Raw genomic sequence first — 13,708 nt, forward strand, 5'->3', positions numbered from 1 at the left:
CAGAGCGTTGATGCTGAATAGTGCCCTGCAGGGGCGGTCCGGCCGGGAGCGGTCCCCGTGGAATGCCCGCGCCTGCAGTTCTTAAATTCGTGGTCTGGTTATGATTCGTTGGCGGCGAAGAGGCTGTGGTCCTCGCTCTCCGGCGTGAGGCGCTCATCACTGCCGGTGGAGACTGCGGGCTCGCCCGCGCCAGGCTGGGCCCCATCCGCTGTGGTGGAGCCAGCCGGGTCACCAATCACCTGGTCATTCCCGGGTTCGAGCAGTTGTTGCAGTGCGGCTTCAGTCACGAAGTGGGCGATGGTCGGCCGCACCCTCAGCCACACTTCCGCCACCGATTCCGACTCTTCACCGGCCAGCTGTACCAGCCGCAGTTGCCGCAGGCGGCGCAGCAGGCTGCGACGCTCGGCCAGCTTGTCCGGCAGCGACATCTTCAGCAGATTGCGCAACCCCAGCTCCAGGGCCTCGAGGGACAGCGCCACGCAGCCATGCTCATCGACCTGGCCTTCGCGCAGTGCCTTGTCGTACTCCACCCGCAGCACCAGGATTGCGGCCACCTCCTGCTGCGTCAGGCGCGCGCGGAAGCCCCCATGGTGCGGCTCTTCCTGGTCCGGCATGCCCGGCACCTCGGCGCCCGGGGGATAGACCCGGATAAACTGGAAGCGACTGTCATGCTGCAGGCGCAGGCCGAGCGGCGCCAGCCACTCGCGCAGGAGTTGCTCGCAGCGCAGGAAACGGTCGTACAGCTGGGTCTCTACCTGGCTCTCGTCCCGGCAGATGACACCATAATCGAGCAACCGGACCAGCAACTCGGAAAATTCCGCTCTTGTCACGCGGCTCTGTGCCAGCGCTTCTTCCAGGGCCTGTTCAATCACTTTCTTTCAGCTCTAGGTAATATTCATCGTACGCGGCGAAATAATCGTTACTGGCGGTCTCGCCGGTAAACTCCACCGTCACTGCCGGACCGCCACCCTGGCTGACGGCGGCGGCCTCCAGCGCGTGACTCATGGCAAGCAGGTCGCGCGCAGTCTCCAGCGGCAGTTCGCTGCTGTGGACGCGGCGGCCGCCCCGCAGGGCCCGGGCCAGGTAGTCGCGCAGGTCAGCGCTATTGAAATTGAAAGCCTGGTCCAGCATCTGCTGCAACAGGATATCCCGGCGATTGTCCTCGCCCAGCTCCACTGCCTCTTCCACACGGGTGTTGACCGGTTCGCGGCGCTGGCGCTGCCAGAGTTGCGTCTGTTTGGGGTCAAACAGCCGCAGCTGGAATCCTCCCAGCTGATCGCCCAGGCTGCCCAATAACTTGTCCCGGTCGTCCCGCTCGCCCAGCTGCTGGCTCAGGTCGGCAAACTGGCCCTCGGCCTGGCTGTTGATATAGCTGAGCTGGCGAATAATGATATCGGCACGCTTGGTAAAACCCTGCAGTGCACGGCGCAGTGCCGGCAGTTTCACCTCGCAGGCGCGGCGCATACGATCCTCGATGGTGTCGAGCATCAGCCACAACAGCGACCGGCCCTCTTCCACAAATTCCGGCAGCAACTGCCGCAGGCGCCGCTCCCACTCTGCCTTGCGCTCCCGATCCTTGCGCCGGATACGGGCAATCACCCGACCGATCGCATCGCGGTGCTTCTCCACACTGTCGGCAGACAGCCGGATTGCCAGGTCCGGCTGGAACCGGCTCTCCATAAAGGAAAAGAATTCGTCCGTGGCCTGTTGCACCAGCAACTGTGCCTCCACCTCGCGGACCAGCTCGCGCTTGCGCTCTTCGAGCTCGGCAATCATATCGGTGAAGTCGGCGACGATACGCTCGGAGTATTCCCAGGCATCGATCAGGTCGTGGATCTCGCCGCGTGCGGCAAAGGCTTCCAGGGCGTTGAGGGTATTGCGGGTGTTGCGGTGTCGCGTGCGCACCCGGGCACTGTTTACCTCGACCAGCGGCTGGGTGAAAAGACGGCCCCGCCGGCTGAACGGGTAAGTCGCGGTCAGGGTGGCGCTGTCCACCTGCTTCTCCAGCCAGCCGGCCTCGAGCAGGCTGTTGAGGGTCCAGCCAGCCTGCTCCCGCAGGTTGCGAAAGCGATGCTCCCTGGTGGTGGCAGACGCATGGTTCCCGGGAGTCCCCGCCTCTCCCCTGTCATCCCCATCGAGCTGGGGCGCACGGGTCAGCGCCTCGGAAAAAATCTCGAGGATCTGCTCGCGCCCGAGCGACTCACCATAGTCCGCCTTGGCGGTGTAAAGCCGCTCGTAGAGCAAACGCAGGCACTCCACCACCTGCTCCCGGTACTTACCGGTGAGCGGGCGGAAGAAGTGCTGGTAGGGGTCATCGAAAAACAACGCGGTCAGGTCCGGTTACTGGCCGCTTTTGTCTTCGCCCGGCTTCTGGTTGAGCACGCAGTACTTGGTGTAATCGCCGGCGTCCTGCAGGGTCCACTCGGCCTTGGGAACGTCATCCATCTTCTTGCACCAGGCATCGGAACCGCGCTCGGGCTCGCAGGCAGTCAGGGTAACCAGGGCGCTTGCAGCGAAAATCAGGGTAAAGAGTTTTTTCATGGAACTGTTCCTTTTTATCAGGGCTTTGTTGTACGGCCTTGTTATGGAATATATGAGTAGGCTTTGCCGGCTCCCATCGCTCGCAGGCAAAGGGAAAACCGGCAGGTGTCATTCACGCCGCCACTTGGTTCCTTCGCGGCTGTCTTCGAGCACTACCCCCTGGGCCTTGAGCTCCTCGCGGATCTCGTCGGCGCGGGCATAGTTTTTATCCTTCTTGCTCTGCTGGCGCTCGGCAATCAGTTGTTCGATCTCTTCCTCGGAAATTGATTCCCCACCGCGCGCCTGCTTGAACCAGGTTTCGGGGTCCTGCTGCAAAATGCCCAGCAGCTGCCCGGACGCAAGGAGGGCAGCCTTGAGACGCGGTTTCTGCGCCTCTTCTGCCTTGTTCAGCTCGCGGGCGATACGGTGCAGCTCGCCGATGGCGACAGGGGTATTGAGGTCATCGTCCAGGGCCTCAAGGAATGCCGCATCCGCGGACGCGTCACCGTCAACCGCCAGTTGCTCCACATCACGCAGGAAACCGTAGAGCGTATCGAGGCTGCGCCAGGCCTGGTCCAGCAGGTCCGCACTGAAATTCAGCTCAGACCGATAGTGTGCCGACAGGAGCGCGAAGCGCAAGACCTCACCGGGGTACTGCTGCAACAGGTCATTGACCATACGGAAATTGCCCAGCGACTTGGACATTTTCTCGCCTTCGATATTGACGTAGCCGTTGTGCATCCAGTAGCGCACGAAGTCGGTACCGTTGGCGCAGCAACTCTGCGCACGCTCATTCTCGTGGTGCGGGAAAGTCAGGTCCCGGCCACCGCCATGGATATCGATGGTCTCGCCAAGGTGCTTCTTGATCATCGCCGAGCACTCCAGGTGCCAGCCCGGGCGCCCGCGGCCCCAGGGGCTGTCCCAGCCCGGCTCATCGTCTTTTGACGGTTTCCACAATACGAAGTCGCCGGCATATTTCTTGTACGGCGCAACCTCTACCCGCGCCCCGGCCAGCATGTCGTCAAGGGAGCGCCTGGACAGCTTGCCGTAGTCCGGCATGGACTCCACCGCAAACAGGACATGACCCTCGGCTACATAGGCGTTGCCCTTCTCCAGCAGGGCCTCGATCATCTCGATCATCTCCGGCAGGTGCTGGGTGGCGTAGGGAATGATATCCGGCTCGAGGTTGTTGAGCGCGGCCATATCCTCGAAATAGGCCTGGGAGAAACGGGCCGACAGGGCCCCGATCTCCTCACCCTGGTCTCGGGCGGCCTTCATGATCTTGTCGTCAATATCGGTGATATTGCGCGCGTAGACAACGTCGCTGAACTGCTCCTTCAGCAACCGGTACAGGGTGTCAAATACCACCGCAGGGCGCGCATTGCCGATATGGACCCGGTTGTAGACCGTGGGGCCACAAACGTACATGCGCACGCGGTCTTCCACCAGCGGCCGGAAGGGTTCTTTCGTGCCTGAAAAGGTGTTGTAGAGCTGGAGTGCCATAACTTCCTTCAATGCCTGAATCTTGTTTTGCACCATCTGGCGCACTCAGTGGGCGCTGGATTCCGGCCAGCGCCGGAACCCAGTGCTACAGCCGCTCAACGGGCTATTACTTGTTCTGCTCTTTCGCCCAGCTGTCCCGCAGGCCGATGGTACGGTTGAACACCGGCTTGTCGGCACTGCCGTAGCTGTTGTCGCGACAGAAGTAACCCTGGCGCTCGAACTGGTAGCCCTGCTCAGGCTCGGCATTGGCGAGGCCGATTTCCGCCTTGCAGCCGGAAAGCACTTTAAGGTTTTCCGGGTTTACGTGCTCGAGGAAGTTCTTGCCGCCGGAATCCGGTGCAGGGTCGTCGAACAGGCGGTCGTACAACCGCACCTCGCAATCCACATGGCGATCGGCAGACACCCAGTGGATCACGCCCTTGGGCTTGACGCCGTCAGCCGGGTCCTTGCCCAGCGTGTCCAGGTCCACGGAGCAGCGTACCTCAACGATCTCACCGGCATCGTCCTTGATCACTTCCTCGGCCTGGATCACGTAGGCATTGCGCAGGCGCACTTTCTTGCCCAATACCAGGCGTTTGTATTTCTTGTTGGCTTCCTCGCGGAAGTCTTCCTTTTCGATGTACACGGTCCGGCTGAACGGCAGCTCGCGCGCCGGGAGGTCATCCCGTACCGGGTGCCCCGGGGCCGAGAGCGTCTCCACCTGGCCCTCCGGGTAGTTGGTCAGGGTCACCTTGAGCGGCTCCAGCACGCACATGGCGCGGGGGGCCTTCTTGTCCAGGTCATCGCGGATGCAGTATTCCAGCATCCCCACATCCACCACGGAGTCGGAGCGGGTTACGCCGATCATCTCGCAGAAGTTGCGGATGGCCGCCGGTGTGACACCACGGCGGCGCTGCCCGGACAGGGTCGGCATGCGCGGGTCATCCCAGCCGTCCACGTGCCCCTCGTCCACCAGCTGTTTCAGCTTGCGCTTGGAAACCACGGTGTAGTTCAGGTTCAGCCGGGCGAATTCATACTGGCGCGGGCGGGCCGGAACCGGCAGGTTCTCGATAAACCAGTCGTACAGCGGCTTGTGGTCCTCGAACTCCAGGGTGCAGATGGAGTGGGTGATGCCCTCGACAGCATCGGACTGGCCGTGGGCAAAGTCATAGCTGGGGTAGATGCACCATTTGTCGCCGGTCTGGTGGTGGGCCATCTTCTTGATCCGGTAGATGACCGGGTCCCGCAGGTTGATATTGGGCGCGGCCATGTCAATCTTGGCGCGCAGGCTGCACTCGCCCTCTTCCATCTCGCCGTTCTTCATCTGCTCGAACAGCGCCAGGTTCTCTTCCACACTGCGATCCCGATAGGGGCTGTTCTTGCCCGGCTCGGTCAGGGTACCGCGGTACTCCCGTGCCTGCTCCGGGTTCAGGTGACAGACATAGGCCTTGCCCTCCCGGATCAGGTGCAGGGCCCAGTCGTGCAGCTGGTCGAAGTAATCGGAGGTGTACTTCACGTCGCCAGCCCATTCAAACCCGAGCCATTCCACATCGCGTTTGATGGAGGCCACGTACTCGGCCTCTTCCTTGGCCGGGTTGGTGTCGTCAAAGCGGAGGTTGCACATGCCGCCGAACTCCTGCGCCAGGCCGAAGTTCAGGCAGATGGACTTGGCATGGCCGATATGCAGGTAGCCGTTGGGCTCCGGCGGGAAACGCGTGACCACCTGGGACACCCGGCCCTCGGCCAGGTCCTCGCGGATGATGTTCTGCAGAAAGTGAGCGGGCTTGCTCTCGGATGTCATAATCTTCTCTTACAGCTGTGCAAACTTAAGCGGCGGATTATAGCCTAGTTGGCGCCGGGAATACCGACCGCGCACTGGTCGATTTTTGCGCAAAACGAACCCTGCAGCCCGGACGCGATCACTTTTCGACCACTGCTACGGTAGTCAGCGAAAGCCCGTTTCACAGCTACCAGCGAACAGGTATCATGCCGCCCCAACTTCACCCTGATTAGGATGTTTTATGATCACCCTACACACAACCCACGGCGATATTGCCATTGAACTCGATTTCGACAAGGCGCCGAAGACCGCCGCCAACTTCCTGCAATACTGTCGCGACGATTTCTATACCGGCACCATCTTCCACCGGGTGATCGATAACTTCATGGTCCAGGGTGGCGGCATGACCCCGGACATGGAGCAGAAAGCCAGCCGCGACGCGATCGAGAATGAGGCTGACAACGGCCTGAAGAACGACACCGGCACCCTGGCCATGGCCCGCACCATGGACCCGCACTCCGCCAGCTCCCAGTTCTTCATCAACGTCAACGACAACGACTTCCTGAACCACCGCAGCAAGGACGCACAGGGCTGGGGCTACTGTGTATTCGGCAAGGTTGTCGAGGGCATGGACGTGGTCAACAAGATCAAGGGCGTCAAGACCGGCAGCAAGGGCTTCCACCAGGACGTGCCGCTGGAAACCATCGAGATCACCGGTGTAACCATTTCCGAAGACTACGCCGATAAGTAAAGCAGACGAAAGGGCGTCACTTTGTCCAGTTACCTGATTTCAGACCTGCATCTCGATGAGAACCGCCCGGAGATTACCCGGGCCTTCTTTGACTTCCTGCGCGGGCGGGCCGCCGGCGCAGAGGCCCTGTACATCCTCGGGGACTTTTTCGAGGTCTGGATCGGGGACGACGACGATGCCCCCCTCGCCCGCGAGGTAGCCGACGAGCTCAGCCGCTACAGCGGCACCGGCGCCGAGCTGTACCTGATGCACGGTAACCGTGACTTCCTCCTGGGCGAGGAATTTGCCCACCGGGCCGGCGCGGTGCTGCTGCCCGACCCGAGCCTGGTCACCCTGGCCGGCCGCAAGGTCCTGCTGATGCATGGCGACAGCCTCTGCACCCGCGACGAAGAATACATGGCCTTCCGCCAGCAGGCCCGCGACCCCAACTGGCAGGCGGCTCTACTGGCCAAGCCGCTTGCGGAGCGCCGCCAGATCGCCGCGGAGATCCGCGCCGCATCCAAGAGCATGAACAGCCGCAAGGCGGAAGACATCATGGATGTCACACCCTCCGAAGTGGAGGCCGTTATGCGCGAGCACGGTGTCCGCACCCTGGTGCACGGCCACACCCACCGCCCGGCCACTCACGACCTGGAAGTCGATGGCGAAGCTGCGCAGCGCATCGTGCTCGGCGACTGGGGGGAAAACGGCTGGTGCATCCGCGCGGACAAGAATTCCCTTGATCTGGTCCACTGGCCCATAGCATGATTTCCTGAGATCGAATCTGGAAATGATTCACGGAAACGGCCAGCCCCGGTTTCTGCCGGGGCCGAACGGAGTGGCAGTTTGGTCAGGAACCTCAAAAAACGCGTACTGATTCTCGGCGGTTATGGGACCTTTGGCTCCCGCATTGCCCGGCTGCTGTCGGACCGGGACGACCTGCAGCTCATTATTGCCGGGCCCCACAGGTCAAAGGCAGAACAACTGGCTGCGGAATTGCCCGGCCCGGCCGAAGGCCTGCGGCTGGAGCGGGACTCAGTCAATCTCACAGCGCAGCTACAGACACTGCACCTGGATCTCCTGGTTCACTGCGCGGGCCCCTTCCAGGAGCAGGATTACCGGGTAGCCCGGGCCTGTATCGATTCCCGCACCCCCTATCTCGATATCGCCGACGCGCGCCGTTTCGTGTGTGACTTCCATCGACTCTCCCCCGCCGCCGAGCACGCCGGTGTGCCGCTGGTCTCCGGTGCCAGCTCACTGCCCGCCCTCAGCTCGGCAGTGCTGGCGGAGTTGCGTGACGAGTTCAGCCGCATTGATTCCGTCGATATCGCCATTGCCCCTGCACACCGTATCGACCGCGGCCTGGCCACCGTGCGCGCCGGATTCGAATCCCTGGGCCAGGGCTTCCCGGCCCTGCAGGAAGGACAGTGGCGGGAGTCCTACACCGGCGCCCAGCTGCGCAAGATCCAGCTGGCCCACCCGGTGGGGGACCGCTGGCTGTGCGACTTCGATGTACCGGACCTCGAGCTGTGGCCCCGCGCCCTGCCCGGGCTGCAAAATGCCCGTTTCGGTACCGGGGTCCAGCCCCGAACACTACAGCTGGGCCTGGCGCTCTGCGCCCGGCTGGCCCGTGCTCACCTGCCACTATCAATGCCGTGGCTCGCCCGGCAGGGACATCGCCTGGCTGCCCGCTGGCCGGGGGGATCGCCCCATGGCGGCATGGTGGTGCATATCGGCGGGCTCGATCACCAGCAGGCCCCACTGGGCTATCGCTGGCAGGTGCTGGGCCTGGGTGGCGATGGCACCTGGATCCCGGCCGCCCCGGCGGCCGCCATGGCCCGCAAGATCCTCGATGGCACATTCAGCGAAAGTGGGGCCCGGGCCTGCTGGCAATTGCTGGACCTGCGGGACATTCTGCTGGAGCTGAACCGCTTCTCGGTGATCAGTGCCTGTGAACGACTGGATGAAACCTGTGGCCGGCAGGTGCTGCCGGATTTCCAGGTATGAATGCATACCTTGTATTCAAGGCGCTGCATGTACTGGGCGCGATGGTGGTATTCGGCACGGGAATCGGCATTGCATGGTATGCGCTCCGTGGCTGGCGCACCGGCGATATTCATATCATGCAATGGATCAGTGCCGAGACCGTGGCGGCTGACTGGATTTTCACCGCCGCCGCGATTCTGCTGTTGCTGGGCAGCGCCAGCGGCATGCTGTATGCCAGCCCCACTCTTCTGGAAATGCCCTGGCTGCGCCTCTCCGCGTTCCTGACATTTCTGGTGTTTTGCCTCTGGGTACCGGTCGTGTTTATCCAGTACAACATCCGCAGGCGCCTGCGAACTGCGCCCGCCCGCGAAGCCGCCCCGGGCATCCGGCGCTTGCTGGTTTGCTGGTACCTGCTGGGTGCACTGGCCCTACCGCTGATGGTCGCGATCGTATTCCTGATGGTAATGAAGCCCGCCTTCTGACAACCGCACGAACCGTCGCAGTCAGAGAACCTTGCAGACCTCGTCAAAGTCGAACCGCGGACTGCGGGGATGCAGCATCTCCGGGTTGCCATAACCCAGGTTGCACAGGAAATTGGACCTGATGTGACAGCCCGGCCCATGCTCCTGCTGGAAGGTGATGCCATCACCCTCATCACTGAAGAACTCACTGTCTACCTTGCCGTTGTCGAAGCCCGACATGGGGCCACAGTCCAGGCCCAGGGAGCGCGCCGCGAGGATAAAATAACCGCCCTGCAACGAGCCATTGCGAAATGCCGTGGCTGCAGCCAGCTCAGCGTTATCGACATACCAGTCGCGCGCCGGGGCGTGGGGAAACAGTCTCGGCAGGTAATCATAAAACCGCATATCGTAGGCGATAATCGCCGTCACCGGGGCCGCCATGGTCTTGTCCACATTGCCCTCGTTGAGGGCCGGGCGCAGGCGCTCCTTGGCCTCCCTGCTGCGCAGGAACAAGACCCGCGCGGGGCAACAGTTGGCACTGGTGGGCCCCATTTTCATCAGGTTGTAAAGCTTTTTCAGGGTGTCGTCGGTCACCGGGCGCTCGAGCCAGTGGCTGTGGGTACGCGCCTCGGTGAACAACTGCTCCAGCGCATGCTGTGAAAGCGAATGGCCCATAAACATCTCCTGTCAGTCGGTTTCCATTTTTGCAACTGAAGCCCGCGAAATATCTTCAGCTGATTACTGGCTGGCGAATCAGCAACAAGGCCAACATCACCACGTGGCAGCCCATTACGATATAACTGACCCGGCTGCGTGTACGAAAGTATGCATAGAGCCCCGGCACATTGGGATTGAGCCGCGCTTCCGCCCAGCGCGTAAAGGCGAACCCAAATAGCAGCAGCGCCAATCCCATTGGCGAGCGGAACAACAGGAGCGCCACCCAGGCTCCAAGACATACAGCATTGCTCAGTATCCCCAGCAGGATACGATGCGGGTGCGCGCCCCGGTTCAAAGCCCCACCCCACCAGATGCCACAGAGGAAACTCAGGATGCAGGCACTGTAGGCCACGAACAGGAAAAGGCCGCCCACGCCCATTACCTCCACCCCCGCCAGCTCCATCAGGATACCGATCACAAACGGGGCAACACCGGCATAGGCCAGCATATTGAACAGGCGGGTACTGGGGGCTGGGGTTGTTATTGTCTCGCTGCCTTGAGTCATGTGGTCTAAGCTGACAAGCTGCAATTGTGCGCGCCGCCAGGTGGCAGTCCAAGCTTAGTCCATACAAAACCGGGAGTCCCAGTGGAACAGGAACACAAGATTGACGTGAAGCAGGCGCTGCGTGTGTTTGACCGGATCACGCGGGAGGGAGAAAAACGCGACGATGGCTGGCACTACCGGGGACTGACCGCGGAAACCGATTTCGATGGTTACACCGTGTTTATCAGTTCACCAAAAGTAAGGCTCACCGTGTTCTTCCATAACAAGTACACGGTGGACTACAAGAACGCGCACGAACTGGGGGAGTTTGTCGAACTGCTGAAGAAGCTGGATAAATAAAGGCTTCTCGCGCCGAACCGGCCCACTTCCCGGGGATTCGAACGCACCTCGTACTGGACGCAAACCAGCCCTAGCCCTTGGCAGGAACCCCACTATGGAAGCGGAACTCACCATCGACGTCCTGCACCAGTGACTTTTCCACTTCCAGCAACTCCTGCACACGCGGCGCTATATCCTCTTCCGTGGCTCCCTGCGCCAGCGTCAGGTAATCACGGAAATGCCGCGCCTCGGACTTGAGCAGTGAAAGGTAAAACTTCTGTAACTCGTCATCCAGCTGTGGCGCTATACGGGCGAAGCGCTCGCAGGAGCGCGCCTCGATGATGGCGCCACAGATCAGCGTATCCACCAGGCGCCCCGGCTCGGCACTGCGCACCTGCTCGCGCAGACCCGCCGCATATCGCGAGGCGCTCAGGTGGGGATAGGCGATACCGCGCTTTTGCATGATGGACAGCACCTGTTCGAAATGTCGCAGTTCCTCCCGCGCCAACCGTGACATCTTGTTCAGCAAATCGAAATTGTCCAGATAGCGGAACATCAGGTTCAGGGCCGTGCCGGCTGCCTTTTTCTCGCAGTTGGCGTGGTCCACCAGCATAAGTTCGGGCTCGGCCAGGGCTGCCTCGACCCAAGCATCCGGCGTGGGACACAGCAGGAAATCGTGAATGGCAGAGAGGTCGGGAACCTGGGCAGTCTTGTCAGTCATCGGCACACATCATCGGGCTGGCAGTATCAGGGGGCGCGATTATAGCGGCGTCACCGCTTCCCGTGAATCGCAGCAGGCCCGCGCCGGCGAACACCAGGCCACTACAGCCACACCTCCGGGAGGCCAGGATACCAGGAGTCCCGGGCCCTACCCGGCCGCCCGGACATGACCGGTCACCAGGCCACACTGCCCGGCCAGCTCATCCCGGTAATGGATCCAGGCGTGGAGCACGTGGCCCATCCACGTGAGCACCGCGGGGCGCTCCCGCTCATCGACAAAATCCAGCATCAGGTGCCAGGCGGCCTTGCGGTGCGCGCTGTTGACCGCGCGCTGCGCGCGCTCTAGAGCCAGGCAGCCCACAGGCAGGCCGTAGTGCTTTACCAGGGGGTGGTGGTGCGGTCGGGGCACGGGCGGCTTTTCCTGGCCCGGCTCGATTACCCACCGCTCGTGGCGTGACCCCTCCAGGAACAGGGTGGTAACCGCAGAAGCCACTGCCCAGCCTTTCTCTCCCGTGGCCTCATCCAGTACGGCGCGGTATGCGGCCGCCTGCGGCAGCAATTGCGGGTGGCGAAAACGGTCCACGTTCATCCCCAGGCCCCGGGGGATTTCCAGGAACAGCTCTGCATGGGGCCCAGAGCCACTGATCTTGCCGGTCTCCTCTTCATAGAGGCTCTCGGCCAGTTCCCGCCTGACCTTTGGCAGCGGGCACTGTGTATAGGCTCTCCCCAGGAATATGCCGTAGTCCCGTACCCAGGTGGCATATTCCTGCTCAAGCAGGATGTGCAGCCGGTCGGGCGGCAGCTGGCCATGCTCCACTGCCGGGTCGGACCAGTGCACTTTGCGCTCCATAACGCGCAGCAGGGAATCCCTGAATTCAGTTCGGTTCATAGCCGGGAATATTAGGGCGCAGCGGTCCCGGCGGGTAATCGCCCTGCCTGGCTAACCGTCGATGGTGGCACGAGGCCAAGATGGGACCATACAAAAAACGATAAATTGATAACGACTTATTACATGGCTATTATCTGGTTGTCCCAACAGGAGTTTTTTCATGGCGAACGAGACCGGGCCGCAACAACAGCGCGAGATCGCCCAGCTGGCGCGAAAGGTCGGGCCGCAACTGGAGAGGCTGCATCATTGCGCGCATGTGCTGCAGGGCGATCTGGAGCGCATGCAGGCGTCGTCCCGGCAGTGGGAGCATTACCTGCTGCAGCCGGCGTTTGCGCAGGACGCGGCACAGCAGCTTGGCGGGAGTTTCGAGCGTCCCTTCTCCCTTGCCGGCGCGCTTTATTCCGCCCTGGAACACACCGATCTCACGGGCGGGGACGCCCGCGGCACCCTGCAAATTCCCGGGGTACTGGCAGTACCGGAGAATGTGATCAGCGCAGCGGCGGAACTCAACAGGGCCAAGGAAAGCTTTGCCGGGGCCGTGAGTGCTTTCCGCCACGCAGTCGAAGACCACCCTGCCCCGGAACGGGACCGCCGCCTGCGCGACCTGTTTGCAGAAGTCGGCCATCCGCGCACGCACCTGCGGCAGTGTTACCGCCAGGTGCTGCTCTGCCCCACCCATCCCGACGCTATTGCGCTGAGCTGGATCAAGGCGCGCAAGTCGATCCGCAAGGTCACGGTCAGCTGGTGCGATAGAAAGCTCGTAGCCATGGATCCACAGGGAGCAGATCCGGGTATCCAGTACCAGCGCCAGCTACTGGCCAACCTGCCTCGGAACCGTCATGACGACCTGCGCCAGGTGCAGGTACAGAGCCGCCCCAACCTCCAGGTGGCGGAGATTTTCCGTGAAGACGTGAATGGGCAGGGTTCGAGTGATGGGAGCGCGGGAGAAAGCTATCGCCAGGTGGGGTACGCGGCCATGCCGGTACTGGTGAGATCGGATGCAGCGGGCCGCCTGCCCGACTTCAGTCGCGTGGACCACGAGCCCGGCGCCGGCCGGCGCCGCCAGCGCCGTGACCTGGCCCTGCCCCGCGAGCCTTTCCTGGCGGCATTGCGGGTGCACCTGCGCGGCGGGAGCTGAGCGCCCAACCGGCACTGAGGCTTATTCGCTGTCGAAATGCGCCAGCGTGTCGCTCACACTCGCCCGGCAACGCAACAGGAGGTCGCTGTAGCCTTTTTCCAGCGGCGATAGATCCTCACCCTCCAGCCAGGTCAGCAGCTCCCGGTCCGCCTCACGGCGCTGCGCCATGACCTCCCGGGCCTGGTCCGCCGAAAAGAGGGACTCCAATCGCTGCAGCAACTGCTCGCCCACCTCGCGCTCACTGTCCGGAACCGCCGGCAGGTCACCGGCTTCGCGGACCGCTGCAGCCACCAGGGCGGCCAGCTTGTCACGCTCACTGGCAATGCTCCGGCAGCGATTGCTGGCGCCCGCATCGTTGAGGAAATCAGCCGCGTGGCTGTAGCTATCGGCGCTGTGTTTCAGTGCCACATGCAGGTCGTGCAGGGCCACCTGTACATCATCGCGAATCAGAGCCATCTAAGC

Annotated in this window: 16 protein-coding genes; 6 read left to right on the forward strand and 10 right to left on the reverse strand. The window is 62.4% G+C overall.

The window, feature by feature from the left end; genetic code table 11:
• Positions 1-98: 98 nt before the first annotated feature.
• From LVE68_RS02600 to LVE68_RS02620, 5 genes are all read right to left on the reverse strand, one after another.
• Positions 99-872, reverse strand: a complete 774-nt coding sequence (locus LVE68_RS02600) for a DUF4194 domain-containing protein (RefSeq protein ID WP_232942835.1) — start codon at positions 870-872, stop codon at positions 99-101.
• Positions 865-2,325, reverse strand: coding sequence for a Wadjet anti-phage system protein JetA family protein (locus LVE68_RS02605; RefSeq protein ID WP_232942836.1), 1,461 nt, complete (start codon positions 2,323-2,325; stop codon positions 865-867). The genes LVE68_RS02600 and LVE68_RS02605 overlap by 8 nt, the downstream gene beginning before the upstream one ends.
• A gap of 15 nt (positions 2,326-2,340) precedes the next feature.
• The gene (locus LVE68_RS02610; protein ID WP_232942837.1) at positions 2,341-2,541 is read right to left on the reverse strand and encodes a DUF3012 domain-containing protein; all 201 of its coding nucleotides are present in this window, start codon (positions 2,539-2,541) and stop codon (positions 2,341-2,343) included.
• Positions 2,542-2,649: 108 nt separating this feature from the next.
• Positions 2,650-4,023: a cysteine--tRNA ligase gene (gene cysS / locus LVE68_RS02615; RefSeq protein ID WP_233006759.1), complete on the reverse strand. Its 1,374-nt coding sequence runs from the start codon at positions 4,021-4,023 to the stop codon at positions 2,650-2,652.
• Between the two features lie 106 nt (positions 4,024-4,129).
• The gene (locus LVE68_RS02620) at positions 4,130-5,803 is read right to left on the reverse strand and encodes a glutamine--tRNA ligase/YqeY domain fusion protein (protein ID WP_232942838.1); all 1,674 of its coding nucleotides are present in this window, start codon (positions 5,801-5,803) and stop codon (positions 4,130-4,132) included.
• Positions 5,804-6,023: 220 nt separating this feature from the next.
• On the opposite strand from LVE68_RS02620, the gene LVE68_RS02625 reads away from it, so the two are divergent.
• The 4 genes from LVE68_RS02625 (at position 6,024) to LVE68_RS02640 (ending at position 8,980) form a co-directional block, all read left to right on the forward strand.
• The gene (locus LVE68_RS02625) at positions 6,024-6,533 is read left to right on the forward strand and encodes a peptidylprolyl isomerase (protein ID WP_232942839.1); all 510 of its coding nucleotides are present in this window, start codon (positions 6,024-6,026) and stop codon (positions 6,531-6,533) included.
• A gap of 21 nt (positions 6,534-6,554) precedes the next feature.
• Positions 6,555-7,280 (forward strand): UDP-2,3-diacylglucosamine diphosphatase, encoded by a 726-nt coding sequence (locus LVE68_RS02630; RefSeq protein ID WP_232942840.1) that lies wholly within the window; start codon positions 6,555-6,557, stop codon positions 7,278-7,280.
• Positions 7,281-7,358: 78 nt separating this feature from the next.
• Positions 7,359-8,519: a saccharopine dehydrogenase family protein gene (locus LVE68_RS02635; RefSeq protein ID WP_232942841.1), complete on the forward strand. Its 1,161-nt coding sequence runs from the start codon at positions 7,359-7,361 to the stop codon at positions 8,517-8,519.
• The gene (locus LVE68_RS02640) at positions 8,516-8,980 is read left to right on the forward strand and encodes a DUF2269 domain-containing protein (RefSeq protein WP_232942842.1); all 465 of its coding nucleotides are present in this window, start codon (positions 8,516-8,518) and stop codon (positions 8,978-8,980) included. The genes LVE68_RS02635 and LVE68_RS02640 overlap by 4 nt, the downstream gene beginning before the upstream one ends.
• Before the next feature lie 21 nt (positions 8,981-9,001).
• Here the strand turns inward: LVE68_RS02640 and LVE68_RS02645 are convergent, their stop codons facing one another.
• Together LVE68_RS02645 and LVE68_RS02650 are read right to left on the reverse strand one after the other, a co-directional pair.
• Positions 9,002-9,634, reverse strand: coding sequence for a malonic semialdehyde reductase (locus LVE68_RS02645; protein WP_232942843.1), 633 nt, complete (start codon positions 9,632-9,634; stop codon positions 9,002-9,004).
• A 55-nt stretch (positions 9,635-9,689) separates the two neighbouring features.
• Positions 9,690-10,181 (reverse strand): DUF3429 domain-containing protein, encoded by a 492-nt coding sequence (locus LVE68_RS02650; RefSeq protein WP_232942844.1) that lies wholly within the window; start codon positions 10,179-10,181, stop codon positions 9,690-9,692.
• An 81-nt stretch (positions 10,182-10,262) separates the two neighbouring features.
• Between LVE68_RS02650 and LVE68_RS02655 the strand changes: the two genes are divergently transcribed.
• Positions 10,263-10,520, forward strand: coding sequence for a DUF3081 family protein (locus tag LVE68_RS02655; RefSeq protein WP_232942845.1), 258 nt, complete (start codon positions 10,263-10,265; stop codon positions 10,518-10,520).
• Positions 10,521-10,590: 70 nt separating this feature from the next.
• Here LVE68_RS02655 and LVE68_RS02660 read toward each other — a convergent pair whose 3' ends face one another.
• Both LVE68_RS02660 and LVE68_RS02665 read right to left on the reverse strand, forming a co-directional pair.
• Entirely contained in the window at positions 10,591-11,220 is a 630-nt protein-coding gene (locus LVE68_RS02660; protein ID WP_232942846.1) for a tRNA-(ms[2]io[6]A)-hydroxylase, read from the reverse strand.
• Positions 11,221-11,367: 147 nt separating this feature from the next.
• Entirely contained in the window at positions 11,368-12,108 is a 741-nt protein-coding gene (locus tag LVE68_RS02665) for an iron-containing redox enzyme family protein (RefSeq protein WP_232942847.1), read from the reverse strand.
• A gap of 160 nt (positions 12,109-12,268) precedes the next feature.
• Here LVE68_RS02665 and LVE68_RS02670 point away from each other — a divergent pair, with 160 nt between their 5' ends.
• A complete protein-coding gene (locus LVE68_RS02670) occupies positions 12,269-13,246 on the forward strand; it encodes a hypothetical protein (protein ID WP_232942848.1) in 978 nt (325 codons plus the stop codon).
• Between the two features lie 21 nt (positions 13,247-13,267).
• Here LVE68_RS02670 and LVE68_RS02675 read toward each other — a convergent pair whose 3' ends face one another.
• Positions 13,268-13,702: a hypothetical protein gene (locus tag LVE68_RS02675; RefSeq protein WP_232942849.1), complete on the reverse strand. Its 435-nt coding sequence runs from the start codon at positions 13,700-13,702 to the stop codon at positions 13,268-13,270.
• Positions 13,703-13,708 lie beyond the last annotated feature (6 nt).

Source organism: Microbulbifer sp. YPW16 (assembly GCF_021290385.1).
GTDB classification, from domain to species: Bacteria; Pseudomonadota; Gammaproteobacteria; order Pseudomonadales; family Cellvibrionaceae; genus Microbulbifer; species Microbulbifer zhoushanensis.

Coding starts and splice junctions, on each gene's coding strand:
- LVE68_RS02640 (WP_232942842.1), top strand. CDS start 8,516: ATGAATGCATACCTTGTATTCAAGGCGCTGCATGTACTGGGCGCGATG.
- LVE68_RS02625 (WP_232942839.1), top strand. CDS start 6,024: ATGATCACCCTACACACAACCCACGGCGATATTGCCATTGAACTCGAT.
- LVE68_RS02665 (WP_232942847.1), bottom strand. CDS start 12,108: ATGAACCGAACTGAATTCAGGGATTCCCTGCTGCGCGTTATGGAGCGC.
- cysS (WP_233006759.1), bottom strand. CDS start 4,023: ATGGCACTCCAGCTCTACAACACCTTTTCAGGCACGAAAGAACCCTTC.
- LVE68_RS02650 (WP_232942844.1), bottom strand. CDS start 10,181: ATGACTCAAGGCAGCGAGACAATAACAACCCCAGCCCCCAGTACCCGC.
- LVE68_RS02620 (WP_232942838.1), bottom strand. CDS start 5,803: ATGACATCCGAGAGCAAGCCCGCTCACTTTCTGCAGAACATCATCCGC.
- LVE68_RS02645 (WP_232942843.1), bottom strand. CDS start 9,634: ATGGGCCATTCGCTTTCACAGCATGCGCTGGAGCAGTTGTTCACCGAG.
- LVE68_RS02675 (WP_232942849.1), bottom strand. CDS start 13,702: ATGGCTCTGATTCGCGATGATGTACAGGTGGCCCTGCACGACCTGCAT.
- LVE68_RS02610 (WP_232942837.1), bottom strand. CDS start 2,541: ATGAAAAAACTCTTTACCCTGATTTTCGCTGCAAGCGCCCTGGTTACC.
- LVE68_RS02670 (WP_232942848.1), top strand. CDS start 12,269: ATGGCGAACGAGACCGGGCCGCAACAACAGCGCGAGATCGCCCAGCTG.
- LVE68_RS02660 (WP_232942846.1), bottom strand. CDS start 11,220: ATGACTGACAAGACTGCCCAGGTTCCCGACCTCTCTGCCATTCACGAT.